Source organism: Streptomyces sp. NPDC016851, from assembly GCF_055562795.1.
Map to the genome: position 1 here is coordinate 219,537 of NZ_JBVHEP010000002.1, position 15,793 is coordinate 235,329.

12 protein-coding genes are annotated in these 15,793 nt (G+C 71.8%); 4 read left to right on the plus strand and 8 right to left on the minus strand.

The annotated features are described in order from the left end of the window. Positions 1 to 44: 44 nt before the first annotated feature. The 7 genes from murD to rsmH all read right to left on the minus strand — a co-directional run bounded on the left by murD (position 45) and on the right by rsmH (position 9,170). The gene (murD, locus tag ACZ3I3_RS03720) at positions 45 to 1,487 is read right to left on the minus strand and encodes a UDP-N-acetylmuramoyl-L-alanine--D-glutamate ligase (RefSeq protein WP_467362242.1); all 1,443 of its coding nucleotides are present in this window, start codon (positions 1,485 to 1,487) and stop codon (positions 45 to 47) included. Then, entirely contained in the window at positions 1,469 to 2,560 is a 1,092-nt protein-coding gene (mraY, locus tag ACZ3I3_RS03725) for a phospho-N-acetylmuramoyl-pentapeptide-transferase (RefSeq protein WP_399410576.1), read from the minus strand. Before mraY ends, murD begins: the two co-directional genes overlap by 19 nt. Then, positions 2,560 to 3,975 (minus strand): UDP-N-acetylmuramoyl-tripeptide--D-alanyl-D-alanine ligase, encoded by a 1,416-nt coding sequence (locus ACZ3I3_RS03730; RefSeq protein WP_467362243.1) that lies wholly within the window; start codon positions 3,973 to 3,975, stop codon positions 2,560 to 2,562. Before ACZ3I3_RS03730 ends, mraY begins: the two co-directional genes overlap by 1 nt. A 28-nt stretch (positions 3,976 to 4,003) precedes the next feature. Further along, positions 4,004 to 5,524, minus strand: coding sequence for a UDP-N-acetylmuramoyl-L-alanyl-D-glutamate--2,6-diaminopimelate ligase (locus ACZ3I3_RS03735; RefSeq protein ID WP_467362244.1), 1,521 nt, complete (start codon positions 5,522 to 5,524; stop codon positions 4,004 to 4,006). Between the two features lie 244 nt (positions 5,525 to 5,768). Continuing rightward, positions 5,769 to 7,727, minus strand: a complete 1,959-nt coding sequence (locus tag ACZ3I3_RS03740; RefSeq protein ID WP_467362246.1) for a peptidoglycan D,D-transpeptidase FtsI family protein — start codon at positions 7,725 to 7,727, stop codon at positions 5,769 to 5,771. Between the two features lie 5 nt (positions 7,728 to 7,732). Continuing rightward, positions 7,733 to 8,182, minus strand: coding sequence for a cell division protein FtsL (gene ftsL, locus ACZ3I3_RS03745; RefSeq protein ID WP_467362248.1), 450 nt, complete (start codon positions 8,180 to 8,182; stop codon positions 7,733 to 7,735). A 31-nt stretch (positions 8,183 to 8,213) separates the two neighbouring features. Then, positions 8,214 to 9,170, minus strand: coding sequence for a 16S rRNA (cytosine(1402)-N(4))-methyltransferase RsmH (gene rsmH, locus ACZ3I3_RS03750; protein WP_467362250.1), 957 nt, complete (start codon positions 9,168 to 9,170; stop codon positions 8,214 to 8,216). 367 nt (positions 9,171 to 9,537) lie between these two features. Here rsmH and ACZ3I3_RS03755 point away from each other — a divergent pair, with 367 nt between their 5' ends. The 4 genes from ACZ3I3_RS03755 (at position 9,538) to ACZ3I3_RS03770 (ending at position 15,168) form a co-directional block, all read left to right on the plus strand. Then, on the plus strand, positions 9,538 to 10,095 hold the full coding sequence (locus tag ACZ3I3_RS03755) for a beta-class carbonic anhydrase (protein ID WP_467362251.1): 558 nt from the start codon (positions 9,538 to 9,540) through the stop codon (positions 10,093 to 10,095). Positions 10,096 to 10,373: 278 nt separating this feature from the next. Further along, entirely contained in the window at positions 10,374 to 11,414 is a 1,041-nt protein-coding gene (locus tag ACZ3I3_RS03760) for an AAA family ATPase (RefSeq protein ID WP_467362253.1), read from the plus strand. Further along, the gene (locus tag ACZ3I3_RS03765) at positions 11,414 to 12,775 is read left to right on the plus strand and encodes a DUF58 domain-containing protein (protein WP_467362255.1); all 1,362 of its coding nucleotides are present in this window, start codon (positions 11,414 to 11,416) and stop codon (positions 12,773 to 12,775) included. The genes ACZ3I3_RS03760 and ACZ3I3_RS03765 overlap by 1 nt, the downstream gene beginning before the upstream one ends. Continuing rightward, positions 12,775 to 15,168, plus strand: a complete 2,394-nt coding sequence (locus ACZ3I3_RS03770; RefSeq protein ID WP_467362256.1) for a transglutaminase TgpA family protein — start codon at positions 12,775 to 12,777, stop codon at positions 15,166 to 15,168. Before ACZ3I3_RS03765 ends, ACZ3I3_RS03770 begins: the two co-directional genes overlap by 1 nt. A 115-nt stretch (positions 15,169 to 15,283) precedes the next feature. Here the strand turns inward: ACZ3I3_RS03770 and ACZ3I3_RS03775 are convergent, their stop codons facing one another. Continuing rightward, positions 15,284 to 15,685 (minus strand): DUF3040 domain-containing protein, encoded by a 402-nt coding sequence (locus tag ACZ3I3_RS03775; RefSeq protein ID WP_467362258.1) that lies wholly within the window; start codon positions 15,683 to 15,685, stop codon positions 15,284 to 15,286. Positions 15,686 to 15,793 lie beyond the last annotated feature (108 nt).

The following is a 15,793-nucleotide window of genomic DNA, read 5'->3' on the forward strand; positions in this document are numbered from 1 at the left end:
TCCCAGATACGCCCGGCGCCGCCGCCGGGCGAGGCGGACCCGGGTCAGCCGTCGGCGGAGCCGAGTTCGCGAACGGCGTCCGCGAAAGCGTCCCCGCGCTTGTTGTAGTTGGCGAACATGTCCATGGAGGCGCAGGCCGGAGCCAGCAGCACCGTGTCACCGGCCCGGGCGAGCCGCCGCGCCTCCTGGACCGCCGCGCGCATCGCCCCAGTGTCGGTCCGGTCGAGGTCGACGACGGGTACTTCGGGGGCGTGTCGCGCCAGGGCTTCGCGGATCAGCGCGCGGTCCGCGCCGATCAGCACGGCCCCGCGCAGCCGGGGCGCGGACTTGGTGACGAGCTCGTCGAAGGTGGCGCCCTTCGCGAGTCCGCCCGCGATCCACACGATCGACTCGTAAGCCGCCAACGAGGCTTCCGCCGCGTGGGTGTTGGTGGCCTTGGAGTCGTCGACGTACGCGACGCCGTCCACGTCGGCCACGTGCGCGATGCGGTGGGCGTCCGGGGTGAAGGCCCGCAGGCCGTCCCGTACGGCCTTGGCGGGCACGCCGTAGGCCCGTGCGAGGGCCGCCGCCGCGAGGGCGTTGGCGATGTTGTGCGGGGCCGGCGGGTTGACGTCGGCGACCTCGGCGAGCTCCTGGGCGTTCTTCTGCCGGTTCTCGACGAAGGCGCGGTCGACCAGGATGCCCTCGACGACGCCGAGTTGGGAGGGCGCGGGTGTGCCGAGGGTGAAGCCGACGGCCCGGCAGCCCTCCTCGACGTCGGCCTCGCGGACCAGGTCCTCGGTGGCCTTGTCGGCCGCGTTGTAGACGCAGGCGACGCGATTGCCCTCGTAGATACGGCCCTTGTCGGCGGCGTACGCCTCCATGGAGCCGTGCCAGTCGAGGTGGTCGGGGGCGAGATTGAGCACGGCGGCCGAGTGGGCGCGCAGCGACGGCGCCCAGTGGAGCTGGTAGCTGGACAGCTCCACGGCCAGCACGTCGTACTGCTCCTCGCCGAGCACCGCGTCCAGCAGGGAGACGCCGATGTTGCCGACGGCGGCCGTGCGCAGGCCGGCCGCCTTCAGGATCGAGGCGAGCATCTGGACGGTGGTGGTCTTGCCGTTGGTGCCCGTGACGGCGAGCCACGGGGCCGCGTCGGGCCCGCGCAGGCGCCAGGCCAGCTCGACGTCGCCCCAGACGGGGACGCCCGCCCGCTCGGCCGCCGCGAACAGCGGCTTGTCGGGCTTCCAGCCGGGCGCGGTGACGATGAGCTCGGTGCCCTCGGGCAGGGTGTCGCCGTCACCGAGGCGCACGGTGATGCCGAGCGCCTCCAGCTCGGCGGCCTGCGCCCGCGCGCGCTCGTCGGCGCCGTCGTTGACGGCCGTGACGATCGCGCCGAGGCCGTGCAGCACCTTGGCCGCCGGGACGCCGGAGACGCCGAGCCCGGCGACGGTGACGTGCTTGCCCTGGAAGTCGAAGGGCTCCGGGGAGGTCACTTGTCCGCTGCCCATCCTGCATAGAAGAGGCCCAGTCCGACGATCACACAAATACCCTGAATGATCCAGAAGCGGACCACGACGAGCACTTCGGACCAGCCCTTGAGTTCGAAGTGGTGCTGGAGTGGCGCCATCCGGAAGACGCGCTTCCCGGTGAGGCGGAAGGAGCCGACCTGGATCACCACGGACATGGTGATCAGGACGAACAGGCCGCCGAGGATGGCCATCAGCAGCTCGGTGCGCGAGCAGATCGCGAGGCCGGCGAGCACACCGCCGAGCGCGAGCGAACCGGTGTCACCCATGAAGATCTTGGCCGGCGAGGTGTTCCACCACAGGAAGCCCAGACAGGCGCCCATCAGCGCGGAGGCGACCACCGCGAGGTCGAGGGGGTCGCGCACCTCGTAGCACGCGCCCGGGTTGGTCAGCGTCTGCGCGTTGGCGCAGGACTCCTGGAACTGCCAGACACCGATGAAGGTGTAGGCGCCGAAGACCAGCACGGAGGCGCCGGTGGCCAGACCGTCCAGACCGTCGGTCAGGTTCACGCCGTTCGACATCGCAAGGATCATGAACAGCGCCCAGACCACGAACAGCACGGGTCCGATCGTCCAGCCGAAGTCCGTGATGAACGACAGCCTCGTGGACGCGGGGGTGTTGCCGCGGTTGTCCGCGAACTGCAGCGAGAGCACCGCGAAGCCGATGCCGACGATCAGCTGGCCGGCCATCTTCGCCTTGGCCCGCAGACCCAGCGAACGCCGCTTGACGATCTTGATGTAGTCGTCGAGGAAGCCGACCAGGCCCATGCCGACCATCAGGCCGAGCACCAGCAGACCGGAGAAGGTCGGCGCCGCGTCGACGTCCGGGTCGAGATAGCCCGTGATCACCTTGGCCAGGAAGTACGCGGCGACCGTCGCCAGGATGAAGGCGATACCGCCCATGGTCGGCGTTCCGCGCTTGCTGGCGTGCTCGCGCGGGCCGTCGTCGCGGATGTACTGGCCGTAGCCCTTGCGCGCGAGGAGCTTGATCAGCAGCGGGGTGCCGACCAGCGTCAGGAAGAGGCCAATGACTCCTGCGAACAGGATCTGCTTCATCATCGGGCGGAAACCTCACCCTCGGCACCGGTCTCGAGCAGCGCCTGGGCAACGCGCTCGAGCCCGACCGAACGGGACGCCTTCACGAGTACGACGTCCCCCGGGCGCAACTCGCTGCGCAACAGGTCGATCGCCGCCTGTGCGTCGGACACGTGCACCGACTCCTCACCCCACGAACCCTCGTTATATGCGCCCAGTTGCAGCCAGGCGGCTTCCCTGCCACCGACCGCGACGAGCTTGCTGACGTTGAGCCGGACGGCGAGCCGTCCGACCGCGTCGTGCTCGGCGAGAGCCTCGTCCCCGAGCTCGGCCATCTGGCCGAGCACCGCCCACGTTCTACGCCCCTTGCCGATGGCCACGAGCGCACGCAGCGCGGCCTTCATGGACTCGGGGTTCGCGTTGTAGGCGTCGTTGACGACCGTCACGCCGTCCGGGCGCTCGGTGACCTCCATCCGCCAGCGGGAGAGGGAGCCCGCCTCGGAGAGCGCGACGGCGATCTCGTCTGCGGACATGCCCAACTCGTGGGCGACGGCGGCCGCGGCGAGCGCGTTCGACACGTGGTGCTCACCGTACAGGCGCATGGTCACATCGCTTGCACCGGAGGGTGTGTGAAGCCTGAACGCGGGCTGTCCGGTGTCCGTGAGTCGCACGTTCTCGGCGCGAACGTCCGCTTCGCCGGACTCTCCGAAAAGGAGCACCTTCGCCTTCGTTCGGGTGGCCATGGCCCGTACGTAGGGGTCGTCCGCGTTGAGGACGGCCGTGCCGCCATCGGCCTCGGACGGGAGGGACTCGACGAGTTCGCCCTTGGCCTGCGCGATCTGCTCCCGGCCGCCGAACTCGCCGATGTGGGCGCTGCCGACGTTCAGGACGAGGCCGATCTTCGGGGGCGTCAGATCCGCGAGGTAGGAGATGTGCCCGATGCCGCGGGCGCCCATCTCCAGGACCAGGAACCGGGTCTCCTCGGTGGCGCTGAGCGCCGTCAGCGGCAGTCCGATCTCGTTGTTGAGCGAGCCGGGCGTGAACACCGTCGGCGCCTTGCGCTGGAGCACCTGTGCGATGAGGTCCTTGGTGCTGGTCTTGCCCGCCGAGCCGGTGAGGGCGACGAGCGTGGCACCGAGGCGCTGTACGACGTGCCGGGCGAGGGCGCCGAGGGCGGTCTGGACGTCGTCCACGACGATCGCGGGCACGCCGACGGGCCGGGTGCCGAGCACGGCCACCGCTCCCGCCTCGACGACCGCCGCCGCGAAGTCGTGGCCGTCCACGCGCTCACCGGCGAAGGCCACGAACAGGCTGCCCGGCCCCGCCTCACGGGAGTCCCGGACGACCGGGCCGGTGACCTGGACGGCCGGATCCGGTATGTCGTACGTCTGCCCGCCGACGACTTCTGCGATCTCGGCGAGGGAGAGGGCGATCACAAGTTCATCCCCTGGATCATGCGGGAATTCATCCCTGGGTCTTCTGAATGGCTTCGCGAAGCACCTGGCGGTCGTCGAAGGGACGGACCACCCCGGCGATGTCCTGGCCCTGCTCGTGGCCCTTGCCCGCGACCAGCACGGTGTCACCCGGCTCGGCGCGGGCGACGGCGGCGGCGATCGCGGCGGCCCGGTCCTCGAAGACCTGCACCTCGCCGCGCTCGTGCGCCGGCACGGAAGCCGCGCCCTGGAGCATCGTGGCGAGGATCGCGAGGGGGTCCTCACCACGGGGGTTGTCTGAGGTCAGTACGGCGGTGTCGGCGAGCCGGGCCGCGGCGGCGCCCATCGGCTCGCGCTTGGTCCTGTCCCGGTCGCCGCCGCAGCCGAGGACGATGTGCAGCTTGCCCTCGGTGACCTTGCGCAGGGCGCGCAGCACGGACTCGACGGCGTCGGTCTTGTGGGCGTAGTCGACGACCGCGAGGTAGGGCTGTCCGGCGTCCACGCGCTCCAGGCGGCCCGGTACGCCGGGGACGGCGGCGACGCCGTCGGCGGCGGCCTGCGGGTCGAGGCCGGCGACGGCGAGGGCGACGATCGCGGCGAGGGTGTTGGCCACGTTGAAGGGACCGGGCAGCGGCGACTTGGCGTTGATCCGCTCGCCCTTGGGCCCGACGACGGTGAACGTCGAGTCGAGACGGCCCACCTCGACGTCCTCGGCGCGCCAGTCGGCATCGGGGTGGCCCTCGGCGGAGTAGGTGACGACCGGGACGGTGGCCTCGTTCGCCAGCCTGCGGCCGTACTCGTCGTCGACGTTGACCACGCCGAGTTTGCCGCGCTCCGGCGTGAACAGCTGCGCCTTCGCCTGGAAGTAGTCCTCCATGCCGGAGTGGAACTCCATGTGTTCCGGGCTGAGGTTGGTGAAGACGCCGATGTCGAAGACGCAGCCGTCGACGCGGCCGAGGACCAGGGCGTGGCTGGAGACCTCCATGGCGACCGCCTCGACACCGCGTTCGCGCATGACGGCGAACAGGGCCTGGAGGTCGGTGGCTTCGGGCGTGGTGCGCTCGGACTTGATGCGCTCGTCGCCGATGCGCATCTCGACCGTGCCGATCAGGCCGGTGGACCTGACCGTCTTCAGGCCGCCCTCGACGAGGTAGGCGGTGGTGGTCTTGCCGGAGGTGCCGGTGATGCCGATCTGGAGCAGGTCCCGGCCGGGGTGGCCGTAGATCGTGGCGGCCAGCTGGCCCATCCGCGCGCGGGGCTCGTCGACGACCAGGACCGGCAGCCCGGAAGCGGCGGCGCGCTCGGCGCCGGTGGGGTCGGTCAGCACGGCGGCCGCGCCGAGGCTCGCGGCCTGCTCGACGAAGTCGGCGCCGTGCACGCGGGCGCCCGGGAGGGCGGCGTACAGGTCTCCGGGGCGCACGGCGCGTGAGTCGTGGGTGATGCCCGTGACGTCGGCGGCGCGCGCCGGCGCGGGGGCACCCAGCTGGTCGGCCAGTTCCGCGAGGGGTGTGGCGGAGACCTGCGCCGGCCTGGGCGGCCCGGGGTATGTCACGGGATGGCCCTTCTGGGTGGTTTGGGACTGATCAGCGTGTGGCACGGCGGTGAGCGTACCGGGCGTACCCGCCTCCGGGCGAAGTGAGGGGCGGGGGGCGCTCTGGTTCCCGGGATCGGGGGTGATCGTTGTCACGGGGGCGGTCCTGGTGGCTCGGTGGTACTCGGTGCTGATCAGGGGCTTGGCGGTGCGGGGTCGGTCGGTCCGGTTCTCGGGGCCGGTCGGTTCGGTTCTCGGGGCCGGTTCAGTTCTTGAACGTGACGGGCAGTCTCGCGGGCTTGGCCCCGGTCGGCGGGACCTGCAGGGACTTCAGTGCGAACTCCATGACCTGCTTGTACACGGGGCCGCAGATCTGGCCGCCGAAGTAGTTGCCCTTGGTGGCGTTCTGGATGGCGCAGTAGACGGTGATGCGCGGCTTGTCGGCGGGCGCGAATCCGGCGAACGACGACGTATAGCCCTTGTACTTGCCGGTGGCCGGATCCACGCGGTTGGCGGTGCCCGTCTTGCCCGCGACGCGGTAGCCGGGGATGCGCGCCTTGGTGCCCGTGCCCTCCTCGTCGTCCACGACCGACTCCAGCATCTGGGCGAGGGTCTTCGCCGTCTTGGCGCTGACGACCCGGGTCTTCTCGGGCTTGGGGGCCGGGGTGAAGCGGCCGTCGGGGCCCTTGGTGCCGCGCACGAGCGTGGGTTCGACCCGGACGCCGCCGTTGGCGATGGTCGAGTACACCGACGCCGCCTGCATGGCGTTGATGGAGACGCCCTGGCCGAAAGGGATCGTGTACTGCTGCGAGGTCGACCACTTGTCGGGCGGGGCGAGGATGCCCTTGGTCTCGCCGGGGAAGCCGAGGCCGGTGTAGCTGCCGAGGCCGAACTTGCGCAGGTAGTCGTAGAGGACCTTGTTGGACTGGGCCTGGGTCCTGCCGAGCTGCCCGGTGGCGAGGATGGTGCCGATGTTGCTGGACTTGGCGAGGACGCCGTTGAGCGTCAGGTACCAGGTGGGGTGGTCGATGTCGTCCTTGAAGAGCCGGTCGCCGCGGTGCAGCCGGTTGGGCACGACGACGTGGGTCATCGGCGTGGCGGCGCCCTCCTGGAGGACGGCCGCCATCGACATGACCTTGGCGGTGGAGCCGGGCTCGAAGGCGTCCTGGAGGGCCGCGTTGCCGAGCGCTGCGGAATCCGCGTCCGACAAGTCGTTGGGATCAAAACCGGGCGAATTGGCCATGGCCAGGATCTGGCCGGTGCGGGTGTCCTGGACGATGACGTAGCCGCGGTCGGCCGCGGACTCCTTCACCTGGTCGCTGATGGCCTTCTGGGCGGCCCACTGGATGTCGCGGTCGATGGTGAGCTCGACGTCGCTGCCGGGCACCGCGGGTGTCTCGGTGGAACCCGCGGTGGGGACGAGCCGGCCGCCGGACTGGGCGTAGCGGATCTTGCCGTCCTTGCCGGCCAGTTGCTTGTTCAGCTGGAGCTCGATGCCGCCGCCGGGCTTGCCCTCGCCGTTGACCCAGCCCAGTATCCCGGCGGCGAGGTCGCCGCCCGGGTACACGCGCTTGCTGGTGGCGACGGAGAAGACACCGCCCAGGACGTTGTGCGCGGACTTGTCGGTCTGCTCCTTCTTGGCGAGCGCGGACTTCAGGTCCTTGATCTGCTTCCAGACCTGCGGGGTCTGGCGGGAGGCGAGCTTGACGTACCGCAGCGCCTTGTTCTTGGGCCGCAGTTTCTGGACCAGGGTCTCCTGCTCCTGGCCCAGGATCGGCGCGAGCAGCGCGGCGGCCTGCTCGGGGCCGTCCCCGATCTTCAGCTGGTCGGGGGCGAACATCGTGGGGTCGGCCGTGATGTCGTAGGCGTCCTCACTGGTCGCCAGGGCCACACCGGACCGGTCGGTGATCTCGCCCCGGTCGGCGGCCAGCACCTGCCCGACGTACCTGTTCTGCTCGGCCTTGGCGGCGTACGTGCTCGCGTCGACGGCCTGCACCTGGAACAGCCGTACGACGAACGCGATCAGGACGAGCGTCAGCGCGAGCCCGACCAGACGCAGCCGGGGCCGGGGGCTGCCCAGCCGGAGGGGCTTGGGCGCCGCCTGACGGGCCGGGCCCGGACGCCGGGCCGGACGGGCACCGGGCCCGGGACGACGCCGGGCGTCGGGACGAGCGGGCCTGGCGGGGCCGGGCACACGGCGGCGCGGGGGTTCCCTGTCGGTCACTTCCGTCACCTGCCGGGGGTCGGGGTGGAGCCGTTGGGCATGGCCTCGGGGGCCAGGACCAGGGGGATGTGGGCGGAGCCCTGCCGGACGCCCGGGGCGGGGCTGGGGACGCCCTTGACGGTGCCGTCGGGGGCGAGGAAGGCGGGGTCGCCGCCGGGGACCATGCCGAGCTCGCGGGCGCGGCGCTGGAGGGCCTCGGGAGCGGAGTAGGCGTCGATGTCCCGCTGGAGGGCCTGTTCCTCGTCGGTGAGGCTCTTGGTCTCGCGCTGGAGATCGTCGAGCTTGAACGCGCCTTCGCTGAGGGCCGAGTTCAGCACCAGGAGGCCGATGAGACCACCGCCGAGGAGGAGGACCACGAGGAGGACGAAGGGGGTGCGGGCCGCCTGCCCGGGGCCGGTCGGGAAGAGTTGCGCGAGACGGGCCGCCCTCCCCTTCAGTTCCGGTTTACTGCTCACTCACGCTCCCTCGGTCCAGCGTGCAAACGCCTCACTCGATGTCCTCCCTGATGCGCTGGGCGCCGCGCAGCCGCGCCGGTGCCGCCCGCCGGTTCTCGGCGATCTCCTCCTCGGTGGGGAGTTCGGCACCACGCGTGAGCAGCTTGAGCCGCGGCTGGTAGCGCTCGGGCACGACGGGCAGCCCCGGCGGCGCCGTGTTCGCGGCACCCGCCGCGAACACCTGCTTGACCAGCCGGTCCTCCAGCGAGTGGTACGACAGCACGGCGATCCGCCCGCCCACGTCCAGCGTCTTCACGGCCGCCGGGATCGCCCGCTCCAGGACGGCGAGCTCGCCGTTGACCTCGATGCGCAGGGCCTGGAAGGTACGCTTGGCCGGGTTGCCGCCGGTGCGCTTGGCGGCCTGCGGCAGCGCGTCCCGGATCAGCTCGACGAGCCGTGCGCTGGTGCTGAACGGCTCCTTCTCGCGCTCGCGCACGATCGCGGACACGATCCGCTTGGCCTGCTTCTCCTCGCCGTACGCCCGGAGGATGCGCACCAGCTCGCCCGGCGGATACGTGTTGAGGACCTCGGCGGCGCTGGCTCCGGACGTCTGGTCCATGCGCATGTCGAGCGGGGCGTCCTGGGCGTAGGCGAAGCCGCGGTCGGCCTCGTCGAGTTGCATGGAGGAGACGCCGAGGTCGAACAGCACGCCCTGCACGCGCGCGATGCCCAGCTTGTGCAGCACCTCGGGGAGCTCGTCGTACACCGCGTGGACGAGGGTGGCGCGCTCCCCGTAAGGCGCGAGACGCTCGCCGGACAGGCGCAGGGCCTCCTTGTCGCGGTCGAGGGCGACGAGACGGACTCCGGGGAACCTCTCCAGGAGCGCCTCGCTGTGGCCGCCGAGACCGAGGGTGCAGTCGACGACCACGGCGTCCGGGCCCTCCAGGGCGGGTGCCAGCAGATCCAGGCACCGCTGGAGCATCACCGGGACGTGTCGACTTTGGCTCAAGGGGCCCTCTCAGATCCGGCGCGGGCCTACGCACCGCCGGGTCCCCGCCCGCTCGTGAAGGGGAGGCCTGCCGGCGCCGGAAGCGTCAGCCGACCGGGAGCGGGAGGAGGCCGAGCCGTACGTACGCGCCGCGCACGTGGGGAGATCTCCGGTCGTCGCCGGGGTCTCCGGGGAAAACAGTCCAGCGGGGAGGGTCTCGCCTCCCGCTTCGCGTCACTTTAGTCCACCCTGTCTCCCGGTCAATCAACCGGCCTGCGCGTCGCGACCGCCGGCACACCACCCTTGTGGGTTACCTCACACCAGAGGCTGGCTGACATTCTTTGTCCACTCTCACAAGAGGCTCGGACGGGGTGTGACCAGTAACGTCATGGATATGACGACTTCTGCATCGGTTCCCACGGCCTCGGAGAACGCCCCAGCCGACGGTGGCACGGTCACCGACCGCCTCGTCGACGCCAACGCCCGGTACGCCGCCGAGTTCACCGACCCGGGGATGGACGCCCGGCCCGTGCTGCACGTCGCCATCGTGGCCTGCATGGACGCCCGGCTCGACCTGCACGCGGCGCTCGGTCTCGAACTGGGTGACTGTCACACGATCCGCAACGCCGGCGGCGTGGTCACCGACGACGTGATCCGCTCCCTCACCATCAGTCAGCGCAAGCTGGGGACGCGCAGCATCGTCCTCATCCACCACACGGGCTGCGGTCTGGAGAGCCTCACCGAGGACTTCCGCAACGAACTGGAGGCCGAGGTCGGCCAGCGCCCGGCGTGGGCGGTGGAGTCCTTCCGGGACGTCGACCAGGACGTACGGCAGTCGATGCAGCGCGTGCGCACCTCGCCGTTCCTGCCGCACACGGACGACGTGCGGGGGTTTGTCTTCGACGTGAAGACCGGCCGGCTGCGTGAGGTCGACCCCGCCGTCTGACCTGGCCGCCCGCCCCGAACACAACCTGCCGCAGCTGTCGAAAGCCTGTCAGTCACACGTTCGAATGGTCGCAAGGCGGACATATCGCGGCCAGTTATCCACAGTCGAGTGACACGAATCGGTAACGGCAGCAAGAATGCGGGGGTGGCGTCACGCGGAACGTTTCGCGCGTGGTGTCCGTGGTTCGGGGTGGGCCGGCCCGCGTCTTGGGGCGTCGGCCCGGGAAAATGGGGTATCCCGTGCTTCCTGAGAGCAAGGGAAAGGCCGAGGAGGGCCGGGTGACGACCTATGACGATCGAGCGAGCCTCACTGATCTGACCGCCGTGGTGCAACGCGTGCGGGAGTCGGTGGAAGGCGTGATCGAGGGCAAGCCCGAGGTCGTACGGCTCTCGCTGACCGTACTGCTCGCCGAGGGACATCTGCTGATCGAGGACGTCCCGGGCGTCGGCAAGACCATGCTGGCCAAGGCGCTGGCGCGGTCCATCGACTGCTCGGTGCGGCGCATCCAGTTCACGCCCGACCTGCTGCCCTCGGACATCACCGGTGTGTCCATCTGGGACCAGCAGCGCCGCGACTTCGAGTTCAAGCCGGGCGCGATCTTCGCGCAGGTGGTGATCGGCGACGAGATCAACCGCGCCTCGCCCAAGACGCAGTCCGCGCTCCTGGAGTCCATGGAGGAGCGCCAGGTCACCATCGACGGCCAGACCTACGAGCTGCCCAGCCCCTTCATGGTGGTGGCGACGCAGAACCCGGTCGAGATGGAGGGCACCTACCCGCTGCCGGAAGCCCAGCGCGACCGCTTCATGGCCCGGGTCTCGGTCGGCTACCCGAGTGCCGAGGCCGAGCTGCAGATGCTGGACGTGCACGGCGGCGTCTCACCGCTGGAGGACCTCCAGCCCGTGGCCCACGCGCACGAGATCCTCAAGCTGATCGAGGCGGTGCGCGGCGTCCACGTCGCCGAGCCGGTCCGGCGCTACGCGGTCGAACTGGTCGGCGCCACGCGCACGCACCCCGACCTGAGACTGGGCGCCTCCCCGCGCGCGACGCTGCACCTGCTGCGCGCGGCGAAGGCGTCCGCGGCCCTGAGCGGCCGGGAGTACGCGCTGCCGGACGACGTGCAGGCACTCGCCGTCGCCGTACTGGCCCACCGCCTGCTGCCCACCGCCCAGGCCCAGCTCAACCGACGCACGGCCGAGCAGGTCGTCGAGGAGATCCTCCAGCGCACCCCGGTGCCGGCCGCGCCCCAGCAGCAGAGTGGGTTCGGCGGCCTCGGCGGAGGCGTGCCGGCGTATCCCCAGCAGCCGCCGCGGAGGCTGTGATGACCACCGCGGGGACAGGGCAGGCGGAGGCCGACCGGGGCGAGCAGGGCGGCATCCGCACCGCCCTGGCCGGTCTGACCACCCGCGGACGCTCCTTCCTGGCCGCCGGCGTCGCGGCCGCCGTCTGTGCGTATGTGCTCGGGCAGAGCGATCTGCTGCGCGTGGGCCTGCTGCTGGCGGTGCTGCCGCTGGTGTGCGCGACGGTGCTGTACCGCACGCGCTACCGGGTCGCGGGCAGCCGCCGCCTCTCCCCCGCGCGCGTGCCGGCCGGCAGCGAGGCCCGGGTCCACCTGCGGATGGACAACGTCTCGCGGCTGCCCACGGGCCTGCTGATGCTCCAGGACCGGGTGCCGTACGTGCTCGGCCCCCGGCCCCGTTTCGTGCTCGACCGGGTGGAGGCGGGCGGCCGGCGAGAGGTGTCCTACCGGGTGCGCTCCGACCTGCGCGGCCGCTACCCGCTGGGCCCGCTCCAGCTGCGCCTGACCGACCCGTTCGGCATGTGCGAGCTGACCCGGTCCTTCTCGACGTACGACACCCTGACGGTGATCCCGCGCGTGGAGGCACTGGCGCCGGTGCGCCTCAGCGGCGAGGCGAAGGGGTACGGCGACGGGCGGCAGCGCTCGCTCGCGCTGGCCGGCGAGGACGACGTGATCCCGCGCGGGTACCGCTACGGCGACGACCTGCGCCGGGTGCACTGGCGCTCCACCGCCCGCTACGGCGAGCTGATGGTGCGCCGCGAGGAGCAGCCGCAGCGCGCCCGCTGCACGGTGCTGCTCGACACCCGGGGCATCGCCTATCAGGGCGCGGGACCGGACTCGGCCTTCGAGTGGGCCGTGTCGGGCGCCGCGTCGGTGCTGGTGCACATGCTCGAACAGGGCTACTCGGTACGGCTGCTGACGGACACCGGCAGCGCGGTGCCCGGTGACGGCGGGGACGGCTTCGCGGGCGCGAGCCAGGAGTCGGCGGACGCGGCCGGGCTGATGATGGACACCCTCGCGGTGATCGACCACTCCGACGGCGCGGGTCTGTCCCGGGCGTACGACGTGCTGCGCGGCGGGAACGAGGGGCTGCTGGTGGCTTTCCTCGGCGACCTGGACGAGGAGCAGGCGGCCGTGCTGGGCCGGATGCGGCAGCGCAGCCCGGGCGCGGTCGCCTTCGTGCTGGACAGCGACACCTGGGTGCGGGAACCGAGCGACGTACCCGGTCCGTTGGACCGGAGCGGGGAGCGGCTGCGCATGCTGCGGGAGGCGGGCTGGACGGCCCTCCGCGTGCCGCGGGGCGCCTCCGTGGACGAGCTGTGGCGGCAGGCCGACCGGGAGCGCAGGGGTCTGGCCGCCGCGGGCGGCGGGGAGGGGCCGTGATGAGCGGGCGGGTACGACTGACGCTGGGCGCGTGGGCGGCCACACTGATGGCCGCGTGCGCCCTGCTGCCCCTCGTCAGACCGGCGACGTGGATCGTGCAGGCGGCCTTCCTGCTGGCCGTGCAGGCGGGCGTGGGTGCCGCGACCCGCAGGGTGCCGCTGGCGCGGCCGCTCACGGTGGCGGCCCAGGCCGTGGTCACCGTGGTGCTGCTGACGTTCCTGTTCGCCCGTGAACAGGCCCTCGCCGGGCTGGTGCCCGGGCCGGAGGCCCTCGACCGCTTCGCGCAGCTGCTCCGGCAGGGCGGCGACGACATCGCGCGGTACGCGATCCCGGCGCCCCTGGAGTCCGACGGCATCCGGCTGATGCTCATCGGCGGTGTCCTGATCATCGGGCTGCTGGTGGACACCCTCGCGGTGACCTTCCGCAGCGCCGCCCCGGCCGGTCTGCCGCTGCTCGCGCTGTACTCGGTGGCCGCGGGGCTGTCCGACGGGGGCACGGACTGGCTGTGGTTCCTGGTCGCGGCGGCGGGCTATCTGATGCTGCTCCTGGCCGAGGGCCGGGACCGGCTCTCGCAGTGGGGCCGGGTCTTCGGCGGGGCCCCGCGCACGGCCGGAGGGGAACCGAGCGGCGCCGTCGCCCCGGTCCGCACCGGCCGGCGCATCGGCGTGGTCGCGCTGGGCATCGCCCTGGTGGTGCCGCTCGGCCTGCCCGCGATGAACGGCGGCCTGCTGGACTCCGTGGGCACGGGCGCGGGCGGCGGCACGGGCAACGGCGGCACGATCTCCGCCGTGAACCCGCTGGTGTCGCTGCGCGACAATCTGAACGTGGACGAGGACCGGCAGGTCCTGTCCGTGAAGACGAAGATGGCCGACGTCTCGGACCTCTATCTGCGGATCGTGTCCCTGGACGACTTCGACGGCACCAGCTGGAAGCCGTCCCGGCGCTCCATCACCGCCGTCCCCGGCGGAACCTTCCCGACGCCGATCGGCCTCGGCTCCGACGTCAAGCGCACGGAGGTCGCCAGCACGATCACCGCGGCCGGCTGGTACGCCCAGGACTGGCTGCCCATGCCGTACCCGCCGAGCGACGTCAGCATCCGGGGCAACTGGCGTTACGAGCCCCTCGGCATGACGCTGGTCGGCGACCACGGCCAGAACACACGAGGGCTCACGTACCAGGTCAAGAGCCTGGACGTGCAGCCGACGGCGGAGCAGCTGGCCTCGGCGCCGCCTCCGCCGGGGGCCATCGAGCGCGACTTCACCAAGCTGCCCGACTCGCTGCCGGCGGTGGTGGGCCGGACCGCCCGCCAGGTCACCGCGGGCGCCGCCAACCCCTACGACCAGGCGGTCAAGCTCCAGGACTGGTTCGCGGTGACCGGCGGCTTCGAGTACGACACCCGGGTGCAGGTCGGCAGCGGCTCGGAGGGCATCGCCCGCTTCCTGAAGGACAAGCAGGGCTTCTGCGTGCACTTCTCCTTCGCGATGGCGGCGATGGCCCGTTCCCTGGGCATACCGGCCCGGGTCGCGGTGGGCTTCGCGCCCGGTTCCCCGCAGGCGGACGGCTCGGTGTCGGTGGGGCTGCGCGACGCGCACGCCTGGCCGGAGCTGTATTTCGAGGGCGTGGGCTGGACCCGCTTCGAGCCGACCCCGAACCGCGGCTCGATGCCGCAGTACACCCTGCCGGACGACACCGGCAGCTCGGTGCCGGACGAGGCACGCCCGACCCAGACGTCGTCCGCCGCGCCCTCCCCGACGCCGTCGACGAGCGACAGCTGCACGCCGGAGCAGAAGAAGCTGGACGGCGGATGCGCGAGCGAGTCCCCGCAGGCGGTGCTGCCCACGGGCGACGACGGCCCGAAGTGGTACGCGGTCCTGGCCTGGGCCCTGGGCGGCCTCGCCGTCCTGGCGCTCCCGCTGGCACCGATGCTGTGGCGCCGGCGGACCCGCGCCGTCCGGCTGGGGGCGCACGGCCGCGGCGAGGCGGACGCGCTGCCGCACACGCTGGCCGTGTGGCAGGAGCTGACCGACACGGCCTGGGACTTCGGCATCGCGCCGGACGAGTCGCAGACGCCGCGCAAGGCTGCCGCCCGTATCGTCCGGCTGGGCTCCCTCGACGCGACGGCCGCGGCCTCGGTGCACCGGGTGGCGGACGCGGTGGAGCAGGTCCTGTACGCACCGCATCCCCGCCCGACGGCGGGCCTCACGGACGACGTCCGCCGTGCGGCAGCGGGCCTGAGCGCCGGGGTGGGGCGCGGTGCCAGGCTCCGCGCGGTCCTGGTCCCCCGCTCGACCGTGCGCGTGGTGTGGGCGGTGTCGGCCTGGTGGTCAGGCGTGCGGACACGTGCCCTGGCGCTGCGGCCGACGTGGCGGAAGGCATCGGGCCAGCAGGGCTGACGGGCAGCCCCGGCAGGGGGCTGTCGCGCCGGTACACATACGTCAGGGGTGACCACCTAGTAGGTGGTCACCCCTGACGTATGTCTGTGTGTGTCCTGGGGAGCTGCGCTCCGGGCTAATGGCCGCCCTGCTCGTCGCGGCGCTTCTGCCAGCGCTGCTCGATGCGGTCCATCATGGAGCGCTTTTGCCGGCCCTGTCGGCGGGCGGCCTGCTGTCCGCCTGCCCCGGCCGCCTGTTCACCTGGCTTCGGGGCCTTGCGCCAGCCGGTCACGGCGAGCACCGCGCAGCCCAGCATGACGAGGAAGCCCACGACGCTGAGCCAGACCTGCTTGGCGACCATACCGGCCATGAGGAGCGCAATACCTACGAGGAAGCCCGCGACCGCCTGGTAGACCCGTCGCCGGGTGTACGTACGCAGCCCGCTTCCCTCGAGCGCCGTCGCGAACTTGGGATCTTCGGCGTACAGCGCTCGCTCCATCTGCTCGAGCATGCGCTGCTCGTGCTCCGAGAGCGGCACGGAGTCCTCCTCATCGTGCAGTCGCCGGGGCGACCCGGGGGGTCTCTTCAGGATAGGCAGGGAATCGCCCCCGTGAAACCCGCCCCTCTGCGCCAATTGGCCAACCGG

Coding starts and splice junctions, on each gene's coding strand:
- murD (WP_467362242.1), bottom strand. CDS start 1,487: ATGGGCAGCGGACAAGTGACCTCCCCGGAGCCCTTCGACTTCCAGGGC.
- mraY (WP_399410576.1), bottom strand. CDS start 2,560: ATGAAGCAGATCCTGTTCGCAGGAGTCATTGGCCTCTTCCTGACGCTG.
- ACZ3I3_RS03755 (WP_467362251.1), top strand. CDS start 9,538: ATGGATATGACGACTTCTGCATCGGTTCCCACGGCCTCGGAGAACGCC.
- ACZ3I3_RS03765 (WP_467362255.1), top strand. CDS start 11,414: ATGACCACCGCGGGGACAGGGCAGGCGGAGGCCGACCGGGGCGAGCAG.
- ACZ3I3_RS03770 (WP_467362256.1), top strand. CDS start 12,775: ATGAGCGGGCGGGTACGACTGACGCTGGGCGCGTGGGCGGCCACACTG.